This is a genomic window from Mycolicibacterium novocastrense, assembly GCF_001499835.1.
GTDB lineage: Bacteria > Actinomycetota > Actinomycetes > Mycobacteriales > Mycobacteriaceae > Mycobacterium > Mycobacterium novocastrense.
Genome location: NZ_LQIH01000017.1, coordinates 1 through 21,455, shown reverse-complemented (window position 1 = coordinate 21,455; position 21,455 = coordinate 1). Strand labels below are relative to the sequence as shown.

19 protein-coding genes and 1 pseudogene are annotated in these 21,455 nt (G+C 66.8%); 11 read left to right on the top strand and 9 right to left on the bottom strand.

The features are described from left to right. Nucleotides 1-2: 2 nt before the first annotated feature. Together AU072_RS14300 and AU072_RS14295 are read right to left on the bottom strand one after the other, a co-directional pair. A complete protein-coding gene (locus AU072_RS14300; RefSeq protein WP_064414383.1) occupies nt 3-1,094 on the bottom strand; it encodes an NAD(P)H-dependent amine dehydrogenase family protein in 1,092 nt (363 codons plus the stop codon). Beyond that, on the bottom strand, nt 1,091-2,140 hold the full coding sequence (locus AU072_RS14295; protein ID WP_064414434.1) for a Rieske 2Fe-2S domain-containing protein: 1,050 nt from the start codon (nt 2,138-2,140) through the stop codon (nt 1,091-1,093). Before AU072_RS14295 ends, AU072_RS14300 begins: the two co-directional genes overlap by 4 nt. A gap of 116 nt (nt 2,141-2,256) precedes the next feature. On the opposite strand from AU072_RS14295, the gene AU072_RS14290 reads away from it, so the two are divergent. Further along, nucleotides 2,257-3,171 carry an NAD(P)H-dependent flavin oxidoreductase gene (locus AU072_RS14290; RefSeq protein ID WP_064414382.1) on the top strand — a complete coding sequence of 305 codons (915 nt, stop codon included), beginning with the start codon at nt 2,257-2,259 and terminating at the stop codon, nt 3,169-3,171. 7 nt (nt 3,172-3,178) lie between these two features. Here the strand turns inward: AU072_RS14290 and AU072_RS14285 are convergent, their stop codons facing one another. Beyond that, a complete protein-coding gene (locus AU072_RS14285) occupies nt 3,179-4,576 on the bottom strand; it encodes a hypothetical protein (protein ID WP_064416762.1) in 1,398 nt (465 codons plus the stop codon). A gap of 837 nt (nt 4,577-5,413) precedes the next feature. Here AU072_RS14285 and AU072_RS28010 point away from each other — a divergent pair. The 5 genes and pseudogenes from AU072_RS28010 to AU072_RS14260 form a co-directional block, all read left to right on the top strand. Then, a pseudogene (locus AU072_RS28010) lies at nt 5,414-5,563 on the top strand (cytochrome P450); the annotation flags it as partial. Nucleotides 5,564-5,687: 124 nt separating this feature from the next. Then, on the top strand, nt 5,688-6,659 hold the full coding sequence (locus AU072_RS14275) for an enoyl-CoA hydratase/isomerase family protein (RefSeq protein ID WP_064414379.1): 972 nt from the start codon (nt 5,688-5,690) through the stop codon (nt 6,657-6,659). Between the two features lie 5 nt (nt 6,660-6,664). Beyond that, complete coding sequence (locus AU072_RS14270; protein ID WP_064414433.1) at nt 6,665-9,028, top strand: CaiB/BaiF CoA transferase family protein; 2,364 nt, start codon at nt 6,665-6,667, stop codon at nt 9,026-9,028. Then, nucleotides 9,025-9,786: an SDR family NAD(P)-dependent oxidoreductase gene (locus tag AU072_RS14265; RefSeq protein ID WP_064414378.1), complete on the top strand. Its 762-nt coding sequence runs from the start codon at nt 9,025-9,027 to the stop codon at nt 9,784-9,786. The genes AU072_RS14270 and AU072_RS14265 overlap by 4 nt, the downstream gene beginning before the upstream one ends. Then, nucleotides 9,780-11,060 (top strand): hypothetical protein, encoded by a 1,281-nt coding sequence (locus AU072_RS14260; protein ID WP_064414377.1) that lies wholly within the window; start codon nt 9,780-9,782, stop codon nt 11,058-11,060. Before AU072_RS14265 ends, AU072_RS14260 begins: the two co-directional genes overlap by 7 nt. Here the strand turns inward: AU072_RS14260 and AU072_RS14255 are convergent. Further along, a complete protein-coding gene (locus AU072_RS14255) occupies nt 11,057-11,968 on the bottom strand; it encodes a DUF7064 domain-containing protein (protein WP_064414376.1) in 912 nt (303 codons plus the stop codon). The genes AU072_RS14260 and AU072_RS14255 overlap by 4 nt on opposite strands. Nucleotides 11,969-12,001: 33 nt before the next feature. Beyond that, nucleotides 12,002-12,685: a TetR/AcrR family transcriptional regulator gene (locus AU072_RS14250; protein ID WP_064414375.1), complete on the bottom strand. Its 684-nt coding sequence runs from the start codon at nt 12,683-12,685 to the stop codon at nt 12,002-12,004. 173 nt (nt 12,686-12,858) lie between these two features. On the opposite strand from AU072_RS14250, the gene AU072_RS14245 reads away from it, so the two are divergent. Further along, nucleotides 12,859-14,064, top strand: a complete 1,206-nt coding sequence (locus AU072_RS14245; protein ID WP_064414432.1) for an NAD(P)/FAD-dependent oxidoreductase — start codon at nt 12,859-12,861, stop codon at nt 14,062-14,064. Here AU072_RS14245 and AU072_RS14240 read toward each other — a convergent pair whose 3' ends face one another. Further along, nucleotides 14,065-14,331: a YdeI/OmpD-associated family protein gene (locus AU072_RS14240; protein ID WP_064349525.1), complete on the bottom strand. Its 267-nt coding sequence runs from the start codon at nt 14,329-14,331 to the stop codon at nt 14,065-14,067. A 37-nt stretch (nt 14,332-14,368) separates the two neighbouring features. Between AU072_RS14240 and AU072_RS14235 the strand changes: the two genes are divergently transcribed. Continuing rightward, on the top strand, nt 14,369-15,193 hold the full coding sequence (locus AU072_RS14235) for a MerR family transcriptional regulator (protein ID WP_064414374.1): 825 nt from the start codon (nt 14,369-14,371) through the stop codon (nt 15,191-15,193). A 7-nt stretch (nt 15,194-15,200) separates the two neighbouring features. On the opposite strand, the gene AU072_RS14230 is transcribed toward AU072_RS14235, so the two are convergent. Together AU072_RS14230 and AU072_RS14225 are read right to left on the bottom strand one after the other, a co-directional pair. Then, nucleotides 15,201-16,046, bottom strand: coding sequence for an SDR family NAD(P)-dependent oxidoreductase (locus AU072_RS14230; protein WP_064414373.1), 846 nt, complete (start codon nt 16,044-16,046; stop codon nt 15,201-15,203). After that, nucleotides 16,043-16,402, bottom strand: a complete 360-nt coding sequence (locus AU072_RS14225; protein WP_064414372.1) for a hypothetical protein — start codon at nt 16,400-16,402, stop codon at nt 16,043-16,045. Before AU072_RS14225 ends, AU072_RS14230 begins: the two co-directional genes overlap by 4 nt. Before the next feature lie 149 nt (nt 16,403-16,551). Here AU072_RS14225 and AU072_RS14220 point away from each other — a divergent pair, with 149 nt between their 5' ends. Next, nucleotides 16,552-18,363 carry an AMP-dependent synthetase/ligase gene (locus AU072_RS14220; protein ID WP_064414371.1) on the top strand — a complete coding sequence of 604 codons (1,812 nt, stop codon included), beginning with the start codon at nt 16,552-16,554 and terminating at the stop codon, nt 18,361-18,363. Between the two features lie 12 nt (nt 18,364-18,375). On the opposite strand, the gene AU072_RS14215 is transcribed toward AU072_RS14220, so the two are convergent. After that, nucleotides 18,376-19,038, bottom strand: coding sequence for a nitroreductase family protein (locus AU072_RS14215; protein ID WP_235629985.1), 663 nt, complete (start codon nt 19,036-19,038; stop codon nt 18,376-18,378). A 158-nt stretch (nt 19,039-19,196) separates the two neighbouring features. On the opposite strand from AU072_RS14215, the gene AU072_RS14210 reads away from it, so the two are divergent. Further along, a complete protein-coding gene (locus AU072_RS14210) occupies nt 19,197-19,601 on the top strand; it encodes a cupin domain-containing protein (protein ID WP_064349516.1) in 405 nt (134 codons plus the stop codon). 40 nt (nt 19,602-19,641) lie between these two features. Beyond that, nucleotides 19,642-20,994: an MFS transporter gene (locus AU072_RS14205; RefSeq protein WP_064414370.1), complete on the top strand. Its 1,353-nt coding sequence runs from the start codon at nt 19,642-19,644 to the stop codon at nt 20,992-20,994. Nucleotides 20,995-21,455 lie beyond the last annotated feature (461 nt).

The window sequence follows — 21,455 nt, the reverse complement described above, 5'->3', positions numbered from 1 at the left end:
TCCTAACTCTTGAAGCGGCCGGCGAACCCGCGCAGCGGCAGGTCGGCGCTGGTGATCAACCCCGGCGGCGCGGCCACCACAGACCGGATGGCATGCAGCGCAGGCATTCCCGTGACCGTCATTCCGATGGAGGCGAAGCTCTCGGGATTCGACAGGTCCACGCCGGGCTTCGGGAAGATCATGTGCTTGTTGTACACGCACGGGTCACCCTTGATTTGGGTGATGTAGCAGCCCTTGATATCCCAGTGTGGGTCGGTGTGCGGTGTCATCTGCCATTCCAGATGTGTCTCCACCCGCGGGACCCCGTCGACCATGCCCTGGTACTTGATGTAGTTCCCGCCCAGCGAGCCCTTCGGAAGCTGATACCAGCCGAGGTCCACATCCTTTGTGCAGGCGCCCAATTCGTAGCTGAACTTGACCTCGTCGAGTTCCAGATCGAAGCAGTCGGCCATCATCAGCACGCTGTCGGCGAACACCCGGGTGTACTTCTCCAGCTTGCCCGGGATCTGCGGATCGTCCACGGGTTGGCCGTAGCCGACCTCGATCCAGGTGTCGCGCGAGTGATGGCACGACACGTCGACGGACTCGATCGTGGTGACGTTCTCGATCTCGGCGACGTCGGCCGAACACACGACGCCGAGAATCTGGTTGAGGCCGGGGTTCATCCCGGTGCCGTAGAACGTGGAACCGCCTTTGCGACAGGCTTCTTCGAGGAGCTGGGACACGGACTTACCCGAGGGATGCGGATGGTTGGTGTCGCGGTGCCAGCCGGTGATCCAGTCGGCCGTGGTGACGATGTTGATGCCCGCCTCGAGAACCCGGACGTAGAGGTCCTCATCGGGGAACACGCCGTGGAAGGTCAGCACATCGGGTTCGGCGGCGAGGATCTCCTCGACCGTGCCGGTGGCCGTCACCCCGATCGGGTCGATGCCGACGATCTCACCGGCGTCACGTCCGACCTTTTCAGGTGTGTAGCAGTGCAGTCCGACGAGCTCGAGATCCGGATGCTCCCCGATCCGCTTGATCATCTCGGTCCCGAGGTTGCCCGTGGCAACCTGGAAGACACGTGTCGGGCGGGCGGGGTGTGCGGTCATCGGGTCGGGCCTTTCTCGGATGACGTGGTGGCGCGGGATGTTTCGAGGTCCGCGGCATTGCCGCCGCGGCCGTCGGGATAGAACTGGATCGCCCATTTGCGTAATGCGGTGAAACCCTCGTACTCGGCCGTCGCCAGCGCGGGCGGGTCGGAATAGCGCTGGTGCGACCAGATGTGCACATCCTGGGTGAATTGGCGGATGACCTCGGCGCCGAACTCGGTGGCCTTGGCCTCGGCCCGTTGGTCGTCGCGGCCGGGGGTCCGTCCGATGTAGACCATGAACCGGACATCCGATGTTCGGTCGTCCACGGGGGTGATCGCCGAGATCGTCCGGTTGTCCACCATGCCCCAGCTCTTGGTCACCGCGATGCCGAGACCACCGTTGATGGCTTCCACACCGCTTCGGACGTCGTCGATCGACTGGGTCTCGTCGCCTTCGAAGGTGATGGTGAAGTCGACATACGACCACGGCTCGGCGAAGTCGTGGCGAGTGAAGACCGGGATGATCGGTGTTTTGTGCACGAACTTGAAGTGCGCGAAATCGACGCCGTTCTCCAGCACGTACTGAGGATGCAGTTCGAGGCCCTCGCGGTGCAGCGTCATCGGCGGGTAGTAGTCGGCAGCGGTGCGGGTGTCACCGAAACTGCCGAAGATGTCCGGCGCGTCGAAATAGGGTGCACGTCCGTCGATGTCGTGCCAGATGTAGATCGAGTCGTTGCGTTCGGTGACGGGGTAGCTGCGGATCCGACGGCCGCGGTTCGGCCGGTCCTGGTACGGGATACAGACGTTGCGGCCTTCGGAGTTCCACTGCCAGCCGTGGAACGGGCACTCGATGACGTCACCCTCGACATGGCCGCCGTAGCCCAGATGGGCCCCCAGGTGCTCGCAGTACGCGTCCATCACCACGGCCTGGCCGGAAGATGTTCGCCAGGCGATCATCTCGCGGTCGAAGTACTTCATCCGCCGGACGTCGCCGGGCTTGAGCTCTGCCGACCACGCGACCTGGAACCATCCGGTCGGCTTCATCGACAGGGGTGGCTTGGCCATCGACGTCCTCTCGGGCTGCGCTGCCACTGGGTCTCGGTCCGACAAATGATAGAGCACTCAATGTAAAAATGGCCAGGGTATTTCGCCGCGGGCGGGCCTCACCGCAGAATGACGTCGTGACCAACCGAATCCAGGAGCTCCTCGGCGTCGACTTCCCCGTCGTGCAGGCGCCCATGACCTACATCGCGCGGGCCGAACTGGCCGCGGCGGTCTCCGAGGCCGGCGGCCTGGGCATGATCGAGACGCTGACCGAGGACGGCCGCGCCGATCTGCAGCGGGTGCGGGAGCTCACCGACAAGCCGGTCGCGGCCAACCTGATGATCCAAGGCTGGAAGGCCGACCCGTCGATCGTCGACATCTTGGCCGCGGCCGGGGTGAACCACGTCTTCACCTCGGCGGGCGATCCGGCGTTGTTCACCGCACGCCTGCACGACGCCGGCATGACGGTCGTACATGTCGTCGGATCCTTGAAGGGCGCGCGCAAGGCGGCCGATGCCGGCGTCGACGCGTTGGTGGTCGAGGGCGTCGAAGGCGGCGGGTTCAAGTCGCTGCTGGGCGCGTCGACGATGGTGCTTCTTCCGTTGGTCGCCGAGAACGTGGACCTGCCGATCATCGCGGCAGGTGGTATGTGCGACGCCCGGTCGGCGGCCGCGGCGCTGGTCCTCGGCGCCGAAGGCGTCCAGATGGGCACCCGGATGCTGGCCAGCGTCGAGGCGGCCGTGCACGCGAACTTCAAGGACGCGATCGTGACGGCCGACGACTCCGGGACCGTGCTGCTCGACATCCCCGGCAACCCGACGATGCGCGTCCTGCGCACCGGGCTGGCCGCACGGGTCGCGGCTCACGCCCCGGGCGCCCGCCTGCTGGGCAAGATCACCGAGCTGTACTTCGACGGCGATATGGACGCCAGTGTGGCCAACACCGGACAGGTCTCGTCCCGGATCGGCGAGCTGCTGCCGGTCGCGGACATCGTGCGGCGCACATGGACCGAGATCGATGCGGCGTTGACCGACGCCAAATCGAGGATGTAGCCGCAGGCTAGGCGACGCGTTCGTGGCTGCGCGCCAGGCGGTCCGCCTCCGGGCACACCGCGCGTTTGGTGCGCGGCCCACGGGCGCGCTGTCGTAGCGCAACCATGGAGCCCGCGCGGACGACGCCCAGCGGACCCGGTCCGGCGAACCGCGCGATACCGGAGGCTCGCAGCGCGACAGCGGCTTTCGCCTGCCGGTAGCCGACACGGATGCCCGCCGCGGCGACGATGAGCAAGGCGCCGACACCCGGCAACGCCAGAGCAGCCAGAGCCGTCAACGATGCCGGCACCAGGACCGCCTCGATGACGTGCTCGAAGATGGACTTCGCACTGGCGGGCGCCGCGGCGGTGCTCAGCGGCACCGTTCCCGAGACCGAGAGCGGTTGGACGGTGTCAGTGGTGGCCACCTTGCCCTGTACCGGGGGCGGGGCCATGGTGCCGAACAACGACCCGCTGTCCGCGGGGACCACGGGTCGCGTGGCTTCACCCGGATGGGGTCCGACCAGTGTTCCGCCGGTCGGGGCGTTGACCTTCCTGGCGTCCAGCGTGCCGCTTCCACCGATGAACGACTGGGGCGGACCGGCCGAAGTGGGGATGCCCAGCATGGCGTAGAAGTCCGACGGCACCCGCGTGACTGCGCCGGCCACGGTCGTCAGCATGGTCTGCAGCGAGGTGATCGCATCTCGGACCGGCGTCTTCGATGTCTGCAGCGCGGCGAGCGACTCCGACCACGTCACCATCGCGCCGTTGATGGTGACGAACGCGTTGGTCAGCGGATCAGCGGTCTTGGCCTCCGGCGTGACCGGGGCATCGACCTCAACTGCGGGTGTCGTCCCCGTCTGCGGGGTCGTCCCCGCCTGCGGGGTGGGTGACGCCGCGGCATCGTCTGCGGCGGAGTTCGAGTCGGGTTGAGTTCCCGAGGCATCGGCGGGCACCGTCGGCACCGGGCCCTCAGCACCGGTTTCGGTCTCCGTCGTCAGTTCCTGGGTGGCGGGGCCGGTTGCGTTCTCGGTGGTCTCCGCCTCGATGCCGAGTTCAGTCCCCTGCGGATCGGATGTGGTCTTGGCATCGTCGACCGCCGCGGTCTCGTTGTCGGACGCGAGGTCGGAGTCCTCCAGCTTCGCGTCCTTCTCGGCCTGCGTCTCGACGCCGCCGCGCAGGATGGTCGTCGGCCGGTTGAATCCGTTCTGCCGCGAGGGCGACTGCCGGGAGAAATCCGGGAGGCGCAGCCGGAAGCGCCGGTCGATCTTCGGAGTGGTGCTGGTCGCGGTCCCGGTGGTCGCGCCGGGAGTCTCCGAACCGTCGGCGCTGGTGGTGGAACCCGGGCCGGCCCCGGTCGAGCCGCTCGTTCCCGCACTACTCGAGTCGTCAGCACTGGCGACGGCGCCGCCAGCGCCGAACAGCAATCCGGCAGCGAGTACACATACACCCGCCGTGACGCGCAAAGGTGACGTGGGAATGATCGCCTCCGTCCGAAAAGAGAACCCTCGTTGAGAGAGGGTTTGATAGACGATTGTTACATAGATATAGCCCCGCAATACAGAGCTATTGGTGACGTTTGCGAGTGGATTGCTGCAAATCTTTGCCGACCGAAGAACCATCGTGAATGGCGGCTCAAGATCAACCTCGCCGCGACTGGTTCACAAGTCGAGGTCCGGAATGGCGACGACTGGTTCGCGGGGTGGGCAGCGCGGCCTCATCCTCCGCCATCGGAGCAGGTCGTGGTCGGTGACCACGCCGCCGTGACACCGCGACGTCCGAGCCGGAGGTCCGCTGGGAAACGTGCGCTTCCCGGCGGCGAAACCAAATCGCCGGAACATTGATCTTGGTGACCATTTAGTAGCCGGGAAACGGTCCGCTGGAACGAGGACACGGCGTTTTAAGCGGAAGGTCTAAACAGCCCCGCCGCGGGCGAGCGCTGACAGACTGTCCACGAGCCGGTGGCGTGTGGCGTCACCGCTAGTGAGTGAGGTCCGGTGGAAGGCGGAACGCAGATGACGGTGAGCGCTGACGAAGGTGTGCGAGACAGCCGAGACAGCGCCGTCAAGACGGGGGACGTGCACTACGACCCCCACCTCAACCGCGATGCCGATCCGATGTTCGCCCGGACCCGCGTGCACGCGCCGCTGTACTACAGCGCCGAGCACCACTTCCATGCGCTGAGCCGCTACGCCGAAGTCGACGCAGCGCTGCTGTTCAGCTCGGCGCGCAAGGCGGTTCTGGAGAGCATCAAGGCCGGTCGCGGCAACGCGCTCGCAGGACTGGAGGGACGGATCGCGCTGGACGAGACTCTTCAACGATTCCCGGACCGGCACGTCGACCTCACCGATGCCGAACTCAGCCCGACGTCCACCGTGCGTGGATGGGACTCGATGCCTGCCGTGGTGGTTTGACGGACGAGCGATACGCATAACGATCAGAGTCTTCGCCGCTGACGAATTCGATTGCGTCGGAGGCGTTCAGCTGCCCGGCTGCCGGGCCGCCTACTGGAGATGACACAAAGTGGAGGAAGCGACGATGCCAGAGTACGACTACGAAGAGATGAAGCGGGAAGCCGAGCAGCACATCCGGTTCGAGAAGGACCGGAAGAACCGGATCGCCTACATCACGTTCAACCGGCCTGAGGCGCAGAACTCGACGACGATGGGCATGCGCCAGCTCTACGCCGACATGATCCACAAGTGCAACGTCGACGACGACGTCAAGGTCGTCGTGATCCGCGGCGAGGGCGAGGATTTCGGCAGCGGCGGCGATCTCCCCGAACAGCGGGACATGCTCGAGAACCCGGGCATGCCGCTGCTGCACGAACTCGCGATCAACGACGACGACGTCAAGTACCCGCCCGGCGGCTCGTATCGCTACCTCTCGACGGTGACCGACTTCTACGCCAAGGCGCGTGCCGGCAACCGGCCGCTGCAGGAACTTCGCAAGGTCAGCATCATCGAAGCGAAGGGGTATTGCTACGGCTGGCATTTCTATCAGGCGGGCGACGCCGATCTCGTGGTCTCCTCCGACGACGCGCTCTTCGGCCATCCGGCGTTCCGTTATGTCGGCTGGGGCCCGCGGTTGTGGTGGTGGGCCGAGACGATGGGCTTGCGCAAGTTCTCCGAGATGTTGTTCACCGGCCGGCCGTTCAGCGCGCAAGAGATGTACGAGTGCGGCTTCCTCAACAGCGTCGTGCCCAGAGACCAGTTGGAAGCCGAGACCGAGAAGTACGCGCTCGCCTGCTCGAAGTCGCGTCCGACCGACACGGTCGCGGTGCAGAAGACCTTCCTCGAGTTGTACAAGCAGCACAAGGGCGAGTACTTCGGCAGCCTGTTGACCGGCATGGTCGAGGGAATGCTGCCGCTGATCCAGAACGACCAGCGCAACGATGTCGATCTCACCGAGGGCACCTTCGAGAAGGGGCTCAACAACGTGGTCAAGGACAACGACATGAACTTCCCACCGGAGTGGCGGCTGAGCCGGTCGGGACGCAACAAGCCCTGACCGGCATGTCGGCGCTGACCGGCTTCCGGATCGTCGAAGTGGCCGAGCGGGTCGCCGGTGAGTACTGCGGCAAGCTGCTCGCCGATCTGGGCGCCGACGTCATCAAAGTCGAACGGCCCGGGTGGGGCAGTCCCACCCGGGCCATGGCCCCCCTCATCGGTGGCGATGACGGTCCCGAGCGCAGCGCGCTGTTCGCCTACCTCAACACCAGCAAGCGATCCGTTGAATTCGACACCGCCGCAACACATGATTTGATCGCCACCGCCGACGCGGTGATCGACGACCACAGCGCAACCTGGGCCGCCGAGCACGGACTGACAGCGGCCGAGGTCGCCCGTCGTCATCCCCACGTGGTGTTCTGCGCCGTCACGCCATTCGGCCGCACCGCACCGACCGCACTCGACAACGCGTTGGGGCTGAACGTCTTTCACGCCAGCGGGTGGGGCTACCACACTCCCAGCCACGCCGACCCGGACCGGCCGCCGTTGAAGGGACCCGGCCGGTTCCTCACCGACTACGAGGGCGCCCTCGATGCCGCCCTGTGCGTGATGTCGGCACTGTTCGACCGCATGCACACCGGGCGGGGCGAATACATCGACGTGTCAGTGCAGGCCGTCATGGTTTCCCGGGCCGATTGCATTCTGGGCCGATTCATCACCGGGGAGATCGCGCCGCAGAATCGCCGCGACGACTACGACCAGGCCGGCCCCGCGACGTTCTTCGCCTCGAGCGACGGCTTCGTCTACCTCTACATGACCAACCGCGCGCACTGGCTGGGCCTCAAAACGCTGATGGGTACCCCGGCATGGCTCGACGAATTCGAGGACGACTGGCTGGAATTCGGCGTCACACCCCAGAAAGTCGCCGACTTCCGGCGCGGCTTCGCCTACTGGATGCGCGACCGGCCGGGTGAGGACACTGCGGAATCCGCGCAGGGACTCGGCGTTCCCTTGGTACCTGTCAACGGTGCGGCCGAACTCCTGCGTTCACCGCAGTACCGGCACCGGGAATTCTTCTGTGACGTCACCCATCCCGCACTGGGCACAAGCGCCTACCCCACCGTGGGTTACCGACTGAGCGCGACGCCGGCCCGCATCGCTCGACCCGCACCCGGGCTCGGCCAGCACACCGACGAGGTCCTGGCCGAGCTCTCGCGCCCGCACACCCCGCCCGCGGTGCGCAACCCTCAACTCAAGACCCCGAATGATTCGCGGGGTGGTCCGCTGCAAGGTGTACGCGTCGTCGAGCTGACCAAGGTGTGGGCGGGACCCTACGCCGGCAAGTTGCTGGCCTTCCTCGGCGCCGAGGTGATCAAGGTCGAGTGCTCGGCCACTCCCGAGGAGATGCGCGCCTACGGCGGCACCGACATCAACCACGCCCCCTACTTCCTGAGCATCAACCCCGAGATCCTCAGCGTCGACCTCGACATCAAGACTCCCCGGGGCCGGGATGCCCTGTTGGCATTGATTTCTCACAGCGACATCGTGCTCAACAACCTGCGGCCCGGGGCCATGGAACGCCAAGACCTCGGATACCGGGACCTGACCGCGCTCAAACCGGACATCATCTCGGTGTCGGTCAAGATGTGGGGTAACGACGGGCCGCTGGGCCACCAGACCGGCTACGCGCCGTGTTTCGCCGCCCTGGCGGGCCTCGCCTCGCTGGTCGGCTATCCGGGCGGCCCTCCGCTCGGGGCGAGCATGCGCTACGGCGATTCCACCGTGGGTGCGGCCGCGGCAATGTCCGCCGTGGCGGCGCTACTGCACCGGGAGCGCACCGGGCAGGGCCAATTCGTCGACGTCTCCGCCGTCGAGGTGCTCTCATCGATGGTGGGCGACTGCCTGTTCGAGCAGAACCTGACCGGCATGCTGCTGGGGCCCGACGGCAACCGCCACCCCGACATGGCGCCGCACGGCAGCTACCCCTGCGCGGGCGGTGACTGGATCGCGGTCGCCGTCGCGGACGACGATGACTGGCACCGAATGTGCGGCGCGCTGGGCGCCGGTGCGCTCGCCGCCCGTTACCCGACGGTGGATGCGCGGCAATCCAACGCGGCGGCCCTGGATGCCGAGCTGAGCGCGTTGACCCGCCATCATGACGCTGCCGACCTCGCGCGTCGGTTGCGTTCTGTCGGCGTGCCCGCGGCCAAAAGTGCAACGGCCACCGACGTCATCGGTGACGAAATGCTTTGGGGGCGCGGCACGTATCGGTTCGTGTCCGACCGGCTCGAGGGACAGCGACCCGTGCTGGGGCCGTCGTGGCTGATGACGCGTCCCGCCCGCATCGAGCGTGGAGCACCGATTCTGGGCGAACACAACGACTATGTGCTCGGTGACATCCTCGGGCGCACGGACGGGGGGAACAGATGACCGCGTTGGCCGGGACGGTGGCGTTGGTGACGGGCGCCAGCAGTGGGATCGGTGCGGCAACCGCGCGTGCGCTGGCCGTCGAGGGCGCGTCGATCGCGTTGCTGGCGCGGCGCTCTGAGCGCTTGAGGGCGGTCGCCGGAGAGATCGAGGAGGCTGGAGGCAGGGCACTGGTGGTGCCCGCCGATGTGACCGATGCCGATCAGGTGGCGGGCGCCGTGGCGACGACCGTCGACCAGTGGGGGCGCCTCGACACGTTGATCAACAACGCCGGCTTGCTGCGGATGGGTGTCGCTGCCGAAGCGGCGCTGGCCGACTGGGACGCCCTGGTGTCGGTCAACATTCGAGGCGTCCTGTACGCCACGCGTGCGGCGCTGCCCCATCTGATCGCCGCGGCCTCCGATTCTGTCCGCGGCGTCGCCGACGTGGTCACGATCAGCTCCACGGGCGGGCGGGTGGCGCGGCCGGGAACCGCCGTCTACTCGCTGACCAAGTTCGGCGTCAACGCGTTCAGCGAGGGCATCCGCCAGGAACTCATCGGCAACCGCGTCCGCGTGGGAATCGTCGAACCGGGCACCGTCGAGACCGAGATCTTCGATCACCTTGACCCGCAGGCGCTTACGGCTCAACAATCCAGGACAGCCGGGATGGTCAAACTGAGGCCCGAGGACGTCGCGGATGCCGTGAGGTACATGGTGACCCGCGACCGGCACGTCGCGGTCAACGAGATCCTCGTTCGCGCGGCGGAACAGACATGGTGAAGATCGACTGGGTGCGCGGCGACGCGACCGGACTCGCGTTCCCCGCCCATCCCGACTCGCTGCGGGCGGCCGGAACCGGCTTTCTCACCGAGGCGTTCCGCGCCTATGGTGCGCTGCCCGACGACAACGAGGTGGTCGCGATCGAGCGCTTCGAGGACGTGTCCGGCGGCAGCACCGGACGCAAGGCCCTGCTGAGCGTGCGTTACGCGCGCGAGCATCCCGACGCGCACACCGACCTGTTCGTGAAGTTCTCCCGGGACTTCGACGACGCGGTGCGCGATATCGGTCGCACCCAGATGGAGTCCGAAACCCGGTTCGCCGCGCTCACCCGCGCCCCGGGCTTTCCGATCGCCGTGCCGGCCACCGTGTTCGCCGACTTCCACCGCGAAACCGGCACCGGGTTGATGATCAGCGAGCGGATCGCGTTCGGCACTGGCGCGATCGAACCGCAGTACCACAAGTGCCTGGACTACGAGATGCCGGACCAGGCAACACATTATCGGGCGTTGTTGACCGCGGTGGCCCGGCTCGCGGGAACCGAGCGGTCGGGCCTGCTGCCCGTCGATCTGCTCGCACAGTTCCCGGTGGACCTGCAGGCGGCGACGGTGGGCCAACCGCCGGCGTACACCGCCGGTCAACTCGAGCGCCGCCTACGCCGGCTCGCCGAATTCGTCGAGCATCACCGGGGTCTGTTCGCGCCCAACGTGCGGTCGTCGTCGTTCCTGTCTCAGATCACCACGGAGGCAACGGAGTTGATGAGGCGCGAAGGGGAAGTGTGGCAGCAGCTGAGCGTCGACCCCGACTACCTCGCGCTGTGCCACTGGAACGCCAACGTCGACAACGCCTGGTTCTGGCGCGACGACGACGGAGAGTTGCGCTGCGGGCTGATGGACTGGGGCTGCGTCAGCCGGATGAACGTGTCGATGGCCGTCTGGGGATCCCTTTCGGGAGCCGAGACATCGTTGTGGGACCACCATCTCGACGAGCTGCTCGAGATGTTCTGCAAGGAGGTGCTCGCCAGCGGTGGACCGACGCTCGACCCCGCCGCGGTACAGCGATACCTTGTCCTGTACGCGACGCTGATGGGTGTCACCTGGCTACTCGACGTCCCGGCGTTGATCCACAAGCGGCTTCCCGATGCCGGCCCGCACACCACCCGCACCGATCCGCGTATCCGGTCCGACGAGAGTGTGCGCGCGCCGTTGCAGATGCTGATCAATGTGCTGAACCTGTGGCATACGCGTGGTGGTGTGACGAAACTTGGTGCGCTCTAACGTAAAAGGGCCCGCACCTGCTCGCGAGCGAAGAACTCCTGATCCTCGCCCCACCCCTGCCGGCCGTCCCATCGCCAATCGGTCAGCGTCCAGAACGTCATCCGTCCCGGCCAGCCGAGCCAGCGCAACGCGGTGCGCACATCGCCTTCGGCGTGCAGGGCGCGACCGCGGTCGTCTTCTGCGTCGAGCACCACCCGCACGGGAGCGCCCGCGCGGCGGTCGAGCACGCGGCGCTCGCCGGTCACGAGTTCCCCCACCGTTCCGTCGCGCAGCAGATACCCACCGATCACGCGGTCGACGCCGGACCGGGTCGCCATCGTGATGGCATGCCAGCTGGACTCGGCGTCGGCGATGGCCCACAGATAGTCACCGGAGCGGCGGGCCCCGGGGCGGTGCGGGCCCCAGGTGCGGTCCCGCATTGAAAAGCAGTCGATGTCGAGGCGCTGGCCGTTCAGCGTCGCGGTGCCCCGCATGCGGCCCGGTTGGTCGAAGTGGCAGTGCTGCGGGGATGCGTCACCGAGGACGTGTGGCGCCAGCAGCGACGTCCACTCGAGGTCGAGGTCGAGTCCCAGTTCCGAGTAGGACAGCCGGTAGCGGTGCATCGGTTCGACGACCCTGTGACGCAACGAGTTCGGGAGTCGGAAGTCGGTGAAATCCAATGTCCCGGTCGGAGGCTGGATCCAGCGCCAGTCGTAGAACAGGCAGTCGTAAGTCTGCTCGCCGCCGGGGTCCCAGATCGCGGGCCCGCCTCCGCTGGTCCCGGTGCGGACGTCGTGGAAGTAGTACACGAATCCGTTGATGTCGCGCTCGGGGATCGCGAAGTTGAACCATCCGCTCTCGTTCCAGTGCGGATCGTCGGTGGCGGAGTGGAAGACCTCGTCGGCCGCGGTGATCGCGTCGGTTGTCATGGCGCTCGATCCAGGTAGGTCACGGCCGTGTGCTCACCGCGAGTTCCCGGAAGCGGTGCGACGGACCGGCGCCTGCCAGAGCCCGGTGATCGCGTCGGTGAGTCCCTCGGCGGCCTGCTTCCAGGGCGACCGCGCGAGCCGACCGTGGTGCGCCAGCGCCCCCTCGTGTTCGGCGCAGGTATGCATGAGCAGGTTGCGCGCCATTACGATCCGCTCGAAGCGGACTCGCTTGGGCAGTTCGGCGAGACATCCCGTGATGCCGTCGATCACCTGGACCAGATGCGGCGACGACAGGGCGTCCTTGGTGACGACCTCGCGGTAGGTCGGATCGGCCATGGCCTGCGCGGCGAACCGGGCGTACCAACTCGGGTTGCCGAGCTGGTCGAGGTGTTCGGTCAGCGGCCGCACCAGGCAGTCGACCCAGTCCCGCAGGTCCGCGGACGCGCCGATCTCGACCAGCATCCTGGCGCGCAACTGTTCGATCGGCACCCGGTGCTTGCTCTCGATCGCGCGCAGAAGGTCGGTGCGGGTGCCGAAGTGGTAGCAGACCGCGGCGTTGTTGCCCTGCGAAGCGGCCTCGCTGATCTGGCGGTTGGACACGGCGTGCATACCCCGTTCGGCGAAGAGGCGTTCGGCGGCGGCGAGCAGTACTTCGCGCGTCCCTTCCGATCGGTGTCCACTCAGGGGCCGGGCTGCGGTCACCGACTCAGTAGACACCCCGGCCCTGGTTAAATCAAGCGATTGATTTAGCCTCGGCGGCGTCAGCACGTCGTGAAGCTCGCGAAATGTACCGGAGGGTCGCGGGATGCCGGCGACCACGACCCTGGCGTACAGTTCGCGAGTTCGTCATGGTGCTTGCCCGCGCCCCGTCGCCGCACCACGATGAGACGATGCCGACGTCAGCGCGTGTTCTCGTAGTCGGGTCGGGGTTCGCCGGACTGTGGGCCGCGCTCGGCGCAGCGCGCCGCCTCGACGAACTCGACGTCCGCACGGTGGACGTCACCGTCGTCAGCCCGAAGCCATACCACGACATCCGGGTGCGCAACTACGAACCCGACCTCACACCGTGCCGAATTCCGCTGTCGCAGTTGCTCGATCCCGTCGGCGTCGGCTACCTGGCTGCCGAGGTGGCCACAATCGACCCGGCGGCCGCGACGGTGAGCACCGCCGACGGGGCGACATTGAGTTACGACCGCTTGGTGCTGGCGGTGGGCAGTGGCGTCGTCACACCCGACATCCCCGGTCTGGCGCAGTTCGGGTTCGACGTCGACACCTACGACGCCGCGCACAAGCTGCAGAGACACCTTCGCTCGCTGCGGCCCGGCGACCCGGCGTCGGCGACGGCCGCCGTGGTCGGCGCCGGCCTCACGGGTATCGAAACGGCCAGCGAACTGCCCGCGAGGCTGGCGGACGCTCTCGGTCCGCGATCGACACCGCGGGTCGTGCTCGTCGACCGGAATGCACACGTCGGCTCGGACATGGGCGCATCCGCACGGCCGGTCATCGAGAAAGCGTTGCGCGACAACGGCGTCGAGGTGATCACCGGAGTGGGCGTCACCGCGGTCGGTGAGCGCAGCGTCACGCTGTCGACGGGTGAGGTGATCGACGCGGCCACCGTCGTCTGGTGTGCCGGTATGCGCGCCCATCCGCTGACCGGTCAGCTGGGTGTTCCGCTGGACCGGTTCGGCCGCGTCGCAGTCGACGACTACCTACGGGTGCAGGGCGTGAGTGGTGTGTTCGCGGCCGGTGACGTGGCTGCCGCGCGGATGGATGACGAGCACATGTCGGTGATGTCGTGTCAACACGGCAGGCCGATGGGTCGGTACGCGGGCTACAACGTGATCGGCGACCTGCTGGGTCTGCCCATGAGGACGCTGCGGATCCCCTGGTATGTCACGGTGCTCGACCTCGGTGCGGCCGGTGCGGTGTACACCGAGGGCTGGGACCGGCGCGTCGTGAGCACCGGCGCGGCGGCCAAGGCCACAAAGCGGATCATCAACGGCGAGCGGATCTATCCCCCGCTGACCGGTGACCGTCAGGCGCTGCTCGCCGCGGCGGCACCGGAACTGCAGACGGCGCCCGCGTACGGGCAGTGACTATCTGCCGTTTCGCTCACGGTGCTTGCAGCCCGGCCAGCAGCACGGGCGGCGCTTACCTTCTTCGAGTTCCTCCTGGGTCCGGCGGATCCGGCGTTCGCGGGTCTTCTCCTGCTTGGCGTCCTCGACCCAGCAGATGAACTCGTTGCGCGCCAGCGGGGTGATGTCGTTCCAGGCCGCGAGCGCGGTGTCGTTGGCGAGCAATGCCTTACGCAGATCGGTCGGCAGCTTGTGCACCACGCCGCCGGACACTCGCGAGCTTCCCATGCGCGCAGGATAGACGGCGAGAAGGCAGACTGGCCGCATGCGGTCGGGTTTGACCATCGGAGAGTTCGCCACGGTGACGCACCTGAGCGTGCGGACGCTGCGCCGCTACCACGAGGCCAAACTGCTCGAACCCGCCTCCGTCGACCCGTTCACCGGATACCGCTACTACTCCGCCGAACAAATACCGACCGCCCAGGTGATCCACAGGTTGCGTCAACTCGACGTGCCGCTCGCCGAAGTCCGGGCCATCCTCGACACCGAGGATCCGCAGCGACGCCCGGAGGTGATCGCCGGTCATGTGCGGCGGTTGGAAGGCGAGCTGGACCGGACGCGCGCCGCCGTGGTGTCGCTGCGCCGGTTGCTCAATCCGGAGCCGGCCGACCTCGATGTCGAGCTGCGGTCGGTTCCCGCGCGGCGGGTCGCCGCGATCACCGGTCTTGTGCGGCTCGACGATTCGCTTGCGTGGTACGACGAGGCGATGGCCGAACTGGATGCCGCATTCCCCGAAGCCGAGCGCACCGGACCACCCGGCGGGCGCTACGCCAACGAACTGTTCACCCAGTCCGTCGGGGCGATGACGGTCTTCCGGCCGGTGCGCGTCCCGCGGCCGTCCGGCCGTATCGAGGTCGTGGAGCTTCCGCCCGTCGATCTGGTCGTCACCGTCCACGAAGGTCCGCACGACGATCTCGACGTCACCTACGGCCGTCTCGGAGCCTGGGTGGTGGACAATGCGCTCGCTGTCGACGGGCCGATCCACGAAACGTACGTTGTCGGGCCCCGCGACACGACGGATCCGGCGCGGTGGCGAACGGAGATCGGCTGGCCGGTGTTCCGGGTCGCTCCCGATGGGGATCCCGTCTGAGCTCGCGTCAGCTCTCAGGCGGGAAATCTGCACCGCGGGACAGCTTCTCATGTGCCCGGATCTCGGCGAGGGAGTTTTCGAGTGTGGTGACGACGGTGTCGTAACCGTCGCTGCCGAGGACGAGCCGCCGGGGCGGCGGATCCTCGGCCATCGCCGCGATGACCGCGCGCACCCCACGTCGGGGATCCCCCGGCTGCGCGCCGTCCTGTTCGACCATCGCGTCGCGGACCCGCTCGAGCACAGTGGCGTACTCCGGAACGGACTCCTCGATCGGTTCGTCGGCGAAACCCGCGTAGGCGCGGGTGCGGAACGCTCCTGGTTCGACCGCCATGACGCGGATGCCCAGAGGTTCGACCTCCTCGCGAAGGACCTCGGTGACCGTCTCGATCGCCGATTTCGTTGCGCTGTAGTAACCGAAGCCGGTGACGCCGCACAATCCGGCGACCGAAGACATGTTGATGACCCACCCGCTGCCCCTGGAACGCATACCGGGCAGCGCGGCGCGAATCACTGACAGCACCGCGAAGAAGTTGAGCTCGAACATCTTTCGGACCGCCGTATCGGCCATACCCTCGATCGACCCGTACCAGCCGCGGCCGGCGTTGTTGACCAGGACATCGATACCGCCGAAGTGCTCCTCGGTCGCGCGCACCGCCTCGCGCACCTGCTCGGTGTCGGTGACGTCGAGCGGCAGCACCAGGACGCGCTCGCCGTACCGCTGCGCCCAGTCGGTCAGCTCGGCCGGACGGCGGACGGTCAAGGCGACCCGGTCGCCGATCTCGAGAGCGGCGTCGGCGAACGCCATCCCGAACCCGCCGGGGGTGCCTCCGGTGATGAACCACGTCCTGGTCATGGTTCGATCACCAGGCGCGCGATCAGCTCGCCCTCGAGCGTGAACCGGAAGTGCAGGTCGGCCACGCCACCGGGAAAGTCGCCCTCGAGATGCTGCAGGACATCGAGGTGTGCGCCGCCGAACCGGGTCGCGCTGACGAGCTCGGTCGAGTAGGTGTACTCGCTGGCCGCGTTGCGAATCCAGTCGGCGATCTCGTCGTGGCCGCGGTAGGTGTGGCCCTCGTCGGTGACGGCGGCGTCGGCGGTGAAGGCCGTCAGCGCGGTTGTGACGTCGCGGTGCGCGGTGAGATAGGTCGCGACCGCCCAGGGCAGTTCATCGCGTCGAATGTCGGTGCCATCGCTCTTGTGCAGTGTCATGTACTCATGCTCAAGTCTCCCCCAGGGAGAGGGACAACACGACGCCGACATCGGGGCTTCCAGCCCTATCGCGTCATACCTGCCCGCTTTGGGTATGAGAGGCGCACCATGAACGGCACCGGTGCCGTAAGAGATTCAGGAGATCAGCGATGTCGACCGACACCAACCAGCCATCCACGACCGTGTCGCCGGCCAACGTGGCCGTCATGTTCTTCGACCGCGTCGGGAAATCCGCAGACCGGGAGGCGTTCCGCAAACTCGATCGGGATCGATGGGTCTCCCTCACCTGGCGAGAGGCCGCACAACAGGTGGAGGCGTTGGCCGCCGGGCTTCTGGCGCTGGGCATCCAGCCCGAGGAACGCGTCGCGATCGCCTCGAGCACACGGTACGAGTGGATTCTGGCGGATCTCGCGGTCATGTGTGCCGGTGCCGCCACCACCACGGTGTACCCCACGACCAACGCGACCGACACCGCCTACATCCTGAGCGATTCGCAGTCTCGCGTCGTGTTCGCCGAGGACGAGACGCAACTGGAGAAGCTCAAAGAGCGGCGCGACGACCTGCCGCACCTCGAGAAGGTCGTGCTCTTCGACGGCTCGGGCGACGGAGACCACGTCACCACCATCGCCGAGTTGGCCGGCCTTGGAACCAAGTACCTCGCCGATCACCCCGACTGCGTGCGGACAACGGCGGACTCGATCACGCCGGATATGTTGGCGACGCTGATCTACACGTCGGGTACGACCGGCAAGCCCAAAGGTGTGCGGCTGTCGCACCGGGCGTGGGTGTACGAGGGAAACACCATCGCCGATTTCGGCATTCTGGGCGAGGACGACCTGCAGCTGTTGTGGCTGCCGCTGGCGCACGCGTTCGGCAAGGTGTTGATCACGGCGCAGTTGGCGTGCGGCTTCGCCAGCGCGATCGACGGCCGCGTCGACAAGATCGTGCCGAACATGGCCGAGGTGAAACCGACATTCATGGGCGCGGCTCCGCGCATCTTTGAGAAGGCCCACGCGCGCGTCACCTCGTCTCAGGAAGGGGTCAAGGAGAAGCTGTTCACCGCCGCCTTCGCCGCGGGACGCAACGCCGACCGTTACCGGCTGGCGGGTCAGGCGGTACCGCTTCCGCTGAAGATCGCGCACGCCGCGTTCGACCGCCTGGTCTTCAGCAAGGTGCGCGATGTGTTCGGCGGGCGCATCAAATTCTTCATCTCCGGATCCGCTCCACTGAACCGCGACATCGCCGAATGGTTCCACGCCGCCGGTCTGTTGATTCTGGAGGGCTACGGGCTGACAGAGACCGCGGCGGGCGCATTCATCAACCGGCCCGACAACTACAAGCTGGGCACCGTCGGGCAGGTGTTCGACGGCACGTCGGTGCGTCTCTCCGATGACGGCGAGGTGCAAGTGCAGGGCCCATGCGTGATGGACGGTTACCACAACCTGCCCGACAAGACGGCGGAGACGTTCACCGAGGACGGGTGGCTACGCACCGGGGACAAAGGCCAGTTGGACGAGGACGGCTTCTTGACGGTCACGGGCCGGATCAAGGAACTGTTCAAGACCTCGGGCGGAAAGTACGTCGCTCCGCCGGCCATCGAAGGCAAGTTCATGGCCCTGTGCCCGTATGCCGGCCACATTCTGGTCTTCGGCGAATCCCGCAACTTCTGCGTCGCGCTGATCACGCTGGATCCCGATGCGCTGTCCGGCTGGGCCGAGCACAACGGCCTCGGCGGCAAGTCCTACGCGGAGCTGGTCCAGGCGGATGCGGTGCGGAACATGGTGGGTGGCTACGTCGACGAGCTCAACTCGCAACTGAACCGGTGGGAGACCATCAAGAAGTGGGAGCTGCTCGACCACGACCTGTCGATCGAAAACGGTGAGCTGACACCGTCGCTGAAGGTCAAGCGGGGGGTTGTCGAGAAACAGAACCAGGAGCTGCTCGACTCGTTCTACTCCTGAGCGCAGTTGCCGCTACGGGGGCATGCGGCCCAGGAACTGGTGGGGATCGAGGGCAGGGCGCTTCGATTCGCGCAGACGCCTACGCAGAGAGTCGTCGATGCTGCCCACGTATAGCCAGCCCATCAAGTGCTCCTGCTCGGTCAGGCCGTGGGCCGCGCGAACCTCACGACTGTTGGCGAGCAGACCCGTGCGCCACATGACGCCCCACCCTGCGGCCCACAGCGCGAGTTCGAGCAGGTGACCAACCCCGGCAGCGACCGCGTGCTGTTCCCAGGTCGGCACCTTGGGATGCTCCGTCGGGCTTGCGACCAACGCGATCAACAGTTCGGCGCGGAAGGGTTTCGTGTTGTAGTCGCCGGGCTCGCGCACTTCGCCTGCCGCCGCGTCGAGCGCCTCGGCTAATTTCATCCGATCATCGCCGCGCAGGAGGATGAGCCGCCAGGGACGCAGGGCCTTGTGATCCGCCACGGACGTGACGGCCGCGAGGAGCTCGGCGAGCTCCTCGTCGCCCGGCGTGTCCGGACCCACTTTCGAGATCGACCGCCGCGTCGCCATCGACTCCAGTACCGGGTCGGAAAAGAATTTCACACTGGTCATTGTCTCGCCACGTCTCCCGCCACGCTCAAAGGCCGCCAGGATACACAAGGTCAGGCTGCCCTTGCTGGAAGCGAGCACCCCGGCTTGTTAGCGTCAGACAATGCCTGATGACCTGGCCGCTTGCCCGAGCGCCATTGCGCGCGTTCGGGTTTGCGAACCGGGTCGTCGGCATCCGGTGGGCAACCACCGACGCTTGCCCGAAATGCCGTCTGCGACCCGAACATAAGGAGAGACCGTTGGCCCAGTTCACCGACCACGGACCCAAGCCCTACGTCGTCAACATCGAGGATGCCACTGAAGCCAACGACAAGTTCCGCACGACGTTGTGGACGGGCGAGAAGCTACAGCTCACGCTCATGTCGATCCCGGTGGGCGGCGATGTTGGTCTCGAGATCCATTCCGACACCGACCAGTTCCTGCGCCTCGAGCACGGCCGCGCGCGAGTCCAGATGGGCCCGTCAAAGGACAACCTCACGTTCGACGAGGAGATCTCGGACGACTGGATCATCCTGGTGCCGAAGGGGTCGTGGCACAACATCACCAACATCGGCGATGAGCCGTTGAAGCTGTACAGCCTGTACGCGCCGCCGCACCACGCCCATGGCACGGTGCACGAGACGCAGGCCGACGAGGACCACTAAGCCCGCCGGTCTCTGAGGACCCGATTGAGGCGCTGACGCGATGGGCGCAGTCCAAAACCTCTATTCCGCACTGTTGAAGCGGAATCGGGAAGCCGAGCGCGAGTTGCCGAGCGAGGTGCGGCGCAACCTCGCGCCGAACGGACTGAGGCTGATGCTCGCCAGCGCCCTGCAGTCGTCGGGCGATGAGACGGTCAACGCATCGACGGTGCTGCCGTGGCTGTTCGCGACCCTGGGTGTGCCTCCCGCCCTCACCGGTGTGCTGGTACCGGTCCGTGAGTCGGGTTCGATGCTGCCGCAGGCTTTTCTGACACCGCTGGTGTTGAGGGTGCGGTACCGCAAGTGGGTGTTCATCGCGGGCGCGCTGGTGCAGGCCGCCGCGGTCGCGGTGATGGCGGCCACCGCGGCTCTCGGGAGGGGTTTGGCCGCCGGTGTCGTCATCGTGGCCAGCCTCGCGGTCTTCGCGCTGGGCCGCTGCCTGTGCTCGATCGCTTCGAAGGATGTGCAGGGTCGAACGATCCCGAAGGGTGAACGCGGCCAGATCAACGGCGTGGCAACGACGGCGGCCGGGCTCGTCGCCGTCACTCTCGGGCTCGCAATCCGTCTTTTCGGCGGTGAGGATCTTTCGCCCGGTCAACTCGCGTGGGTGCTCGCCGCGGGTGCGGTGCTCTGGGTTGCGGTGGCGGTGGTCTACCGAGGCGTCCACGAGCCGCCCGGCGAAGCGCCATGGGAGGAGCCGGAGCCGGACGCCTCTTCCGACCTCGACAGCTTCACCGAGTCGGAGAACTGGTTCAGGCAGACGCACACGCTGCTGCGGGAGGACAAGCTGTTCCGGCACTTCGTCGGGGTGCGCAGCCTGCTGCTCGTCTCCTCGCTGAGCACACCGTTCGTGGTGACGCTGTCGATCCAGTCGGGCGCCCACAGCCTCGCCGGTCTCGGGGGCTTCGTCATCGCCTCCGGGCTTGCGGCGCTGATCGGCGGTCGCCTCTTCGGCCGCTTCGCCGACCGCTCGAGCAAGCGGCTCATGAGCGTGGGCGCGGGCGTGTCTTCGGTGATCGTCATCGCGACGGTCGTCATCGTCGCGCTTCCCGGGTTCAGCGGTGTGGGCTGGTTGAGCAATGCGATGTTCATCGCCGTGTACTTCGCTCTCGCGCTGATGCACACCGGCGTGCGGGTGGGGCGCAAGACCTATGTCATCGATATGGCCGTCGGTGACCAGCGGACCGTGTACGTGGCGGTTTCGAATTCGGCGATGGGATTCATCCTGTTGATCGTCGGTGGTATCAGCTCGCTGCTGGCGATCGTCCACATCTCTTGGGCGTTGCTGTTCCTCGCGGCGATGGGGCTCGTCGGAGTGTTCGCCGGAGCCCGGTTACCCGAGGTCTCTCGGGGCTGATGCTGCGGCCAGGCGCGACTCGACCGGACGTGGAATTCGTGGCGGGGCCAGGCGACTCGCACCACCAGTCTCACCAGTCCCCCGCCGGGCCCATGTGTGCAACTGCCCGGCTATCAGCGAATTATTCGCTGGCAGCGAATAATTCGCGCGTAGGCGGGCAGTAAACGGAGGTGAGGCGGGCAGTAACGGAGGTGACTCTCCCAGATATTGGGCGGTATCACCGGGACATGGGCCCCAGCGGGATATAGCCTCAGCGGGATATAACTGAAGCACCCTTGGCTCCCTGCGAGGGGGCGCACTGACCCCGGCCATCCCGGTGGCGCCCCAAACAGACCGTGACGCAAGCGCGTTATCTCGCATGACATCGCAGACGCGCAGGCCGTTTTTTGTCGGTGGTCGAATGTATGTTCGAAGCATGTCGGGAGTCGACCTGCAGGCCGCGGTGAGCGCGTTGCGTGCCG

What these genes read in the sequence shown, in the direction of transcription:
- AU072_RS14300 (WP_064414383.1), bottom strand. Translation starts at nt 1,094, where the DNA reads ATGACCGCACACCCCGCCCGCCCGACACGTGTCTTCCAGGTTGCCACG.
- AU072_RS14295 (WP_064414434.1), bottom strand. Translation starts at nt 2,140, where the DNA reads ATGGCCAAGCCACCCCTGTCGATGAAGCCGACCGGATGGTTCCAGGTC.
- AU072_RS14275 (WP_064414379.1), top strand. Translation starts at nt 5,688, where the DNA reads ATGCCAGAGTACGACTACGAAGAGATGAAGCGGGAAGCCGAGCAGCAC.
- AU072_RS14270 (WP_064414433.1), top strand. Translation starts at nt 6,665, where the DNA reads ATGTCGGCGCTGACCGGCTTCCGGATCGTCGAAGTGGCCGAGCGGGTC.
- AU072_RS14265 (WP_064414378.1), top strand. Translation starts at nt 9,025, where the DNA reads ATGACCGCGTTGGCCGGGACGGTGGCGTTGGTGACGGGCGCCAGCAGT.
- AU072_RS14260 (WP_064414377.1), top strand. Translation starts at nt 9,780, where the DNA reads ATGGTGAAGATCGACTGGGTGCGCGGCGACGCGACCGGACTCGCGTTC.
- AU072_RS14255 (WP_064414376.1), bottom strand. Translation starts at nt 11,968, where the DNA reads ATGACAACCGACGCGATCACCGCGGCCGACGAGGTCTTCCACTCCGCC.
- AU072_RS14245 (WP_064414432.1), top strand. Translation starts at nt 12,859, where the DNA reads ATGCCGACGTCAGCGCGTGTTCTCGTAGTCGGGTCGGGGTTCGCCGGA.
- AU072_RS14240 (WP_064349525.1), bottom strand. Translation starts at nt 14,331, where the DNA reads ATGGGAAGCTCGCGAGTGTCCGGCGGCGTGGTGCACAAGCTGCCGACC.
- AU072_RS14235 (WP_064414374.1), top strand. Translation starts at nt 14,369, where the DNA reads ATGCGGTCGGGTTTGACCATCGGAGAGTTCGCCACGGTGACGCACCTG.
- AU072_RS14230 (WP_064414373.1), bottom strand. Translation starts at nt 16,046, where the DNA reads ATGACCAGGACGTGGTTCATCACCGGAGGCACCCCCGGCGGGTTCGGG.
- AU072_RS14225 (WP_064414372.1), bottom strand. Translation starts at nt 16,402, where the DNA reads ATGACACTGCACAAGAGCGATGGCACCGACATTCGACGCGATGAACTG.
- AU072_RS14220 (WP_064414371.1), top strand. Translation starts at nt 16,552, where the DNA reads ATGTCGACCGACACCAACCAGCCATCCACGACCGTGTCGCCGGCCAAC.
- AU072_RS14205 (WP_064414370.1), top strand. Translation starts at nt 19,642, where the DNA reads ATGGGCGCAGTCCAAAACCTCTATTCCGCACTGTTGAAGCGGAATCGG.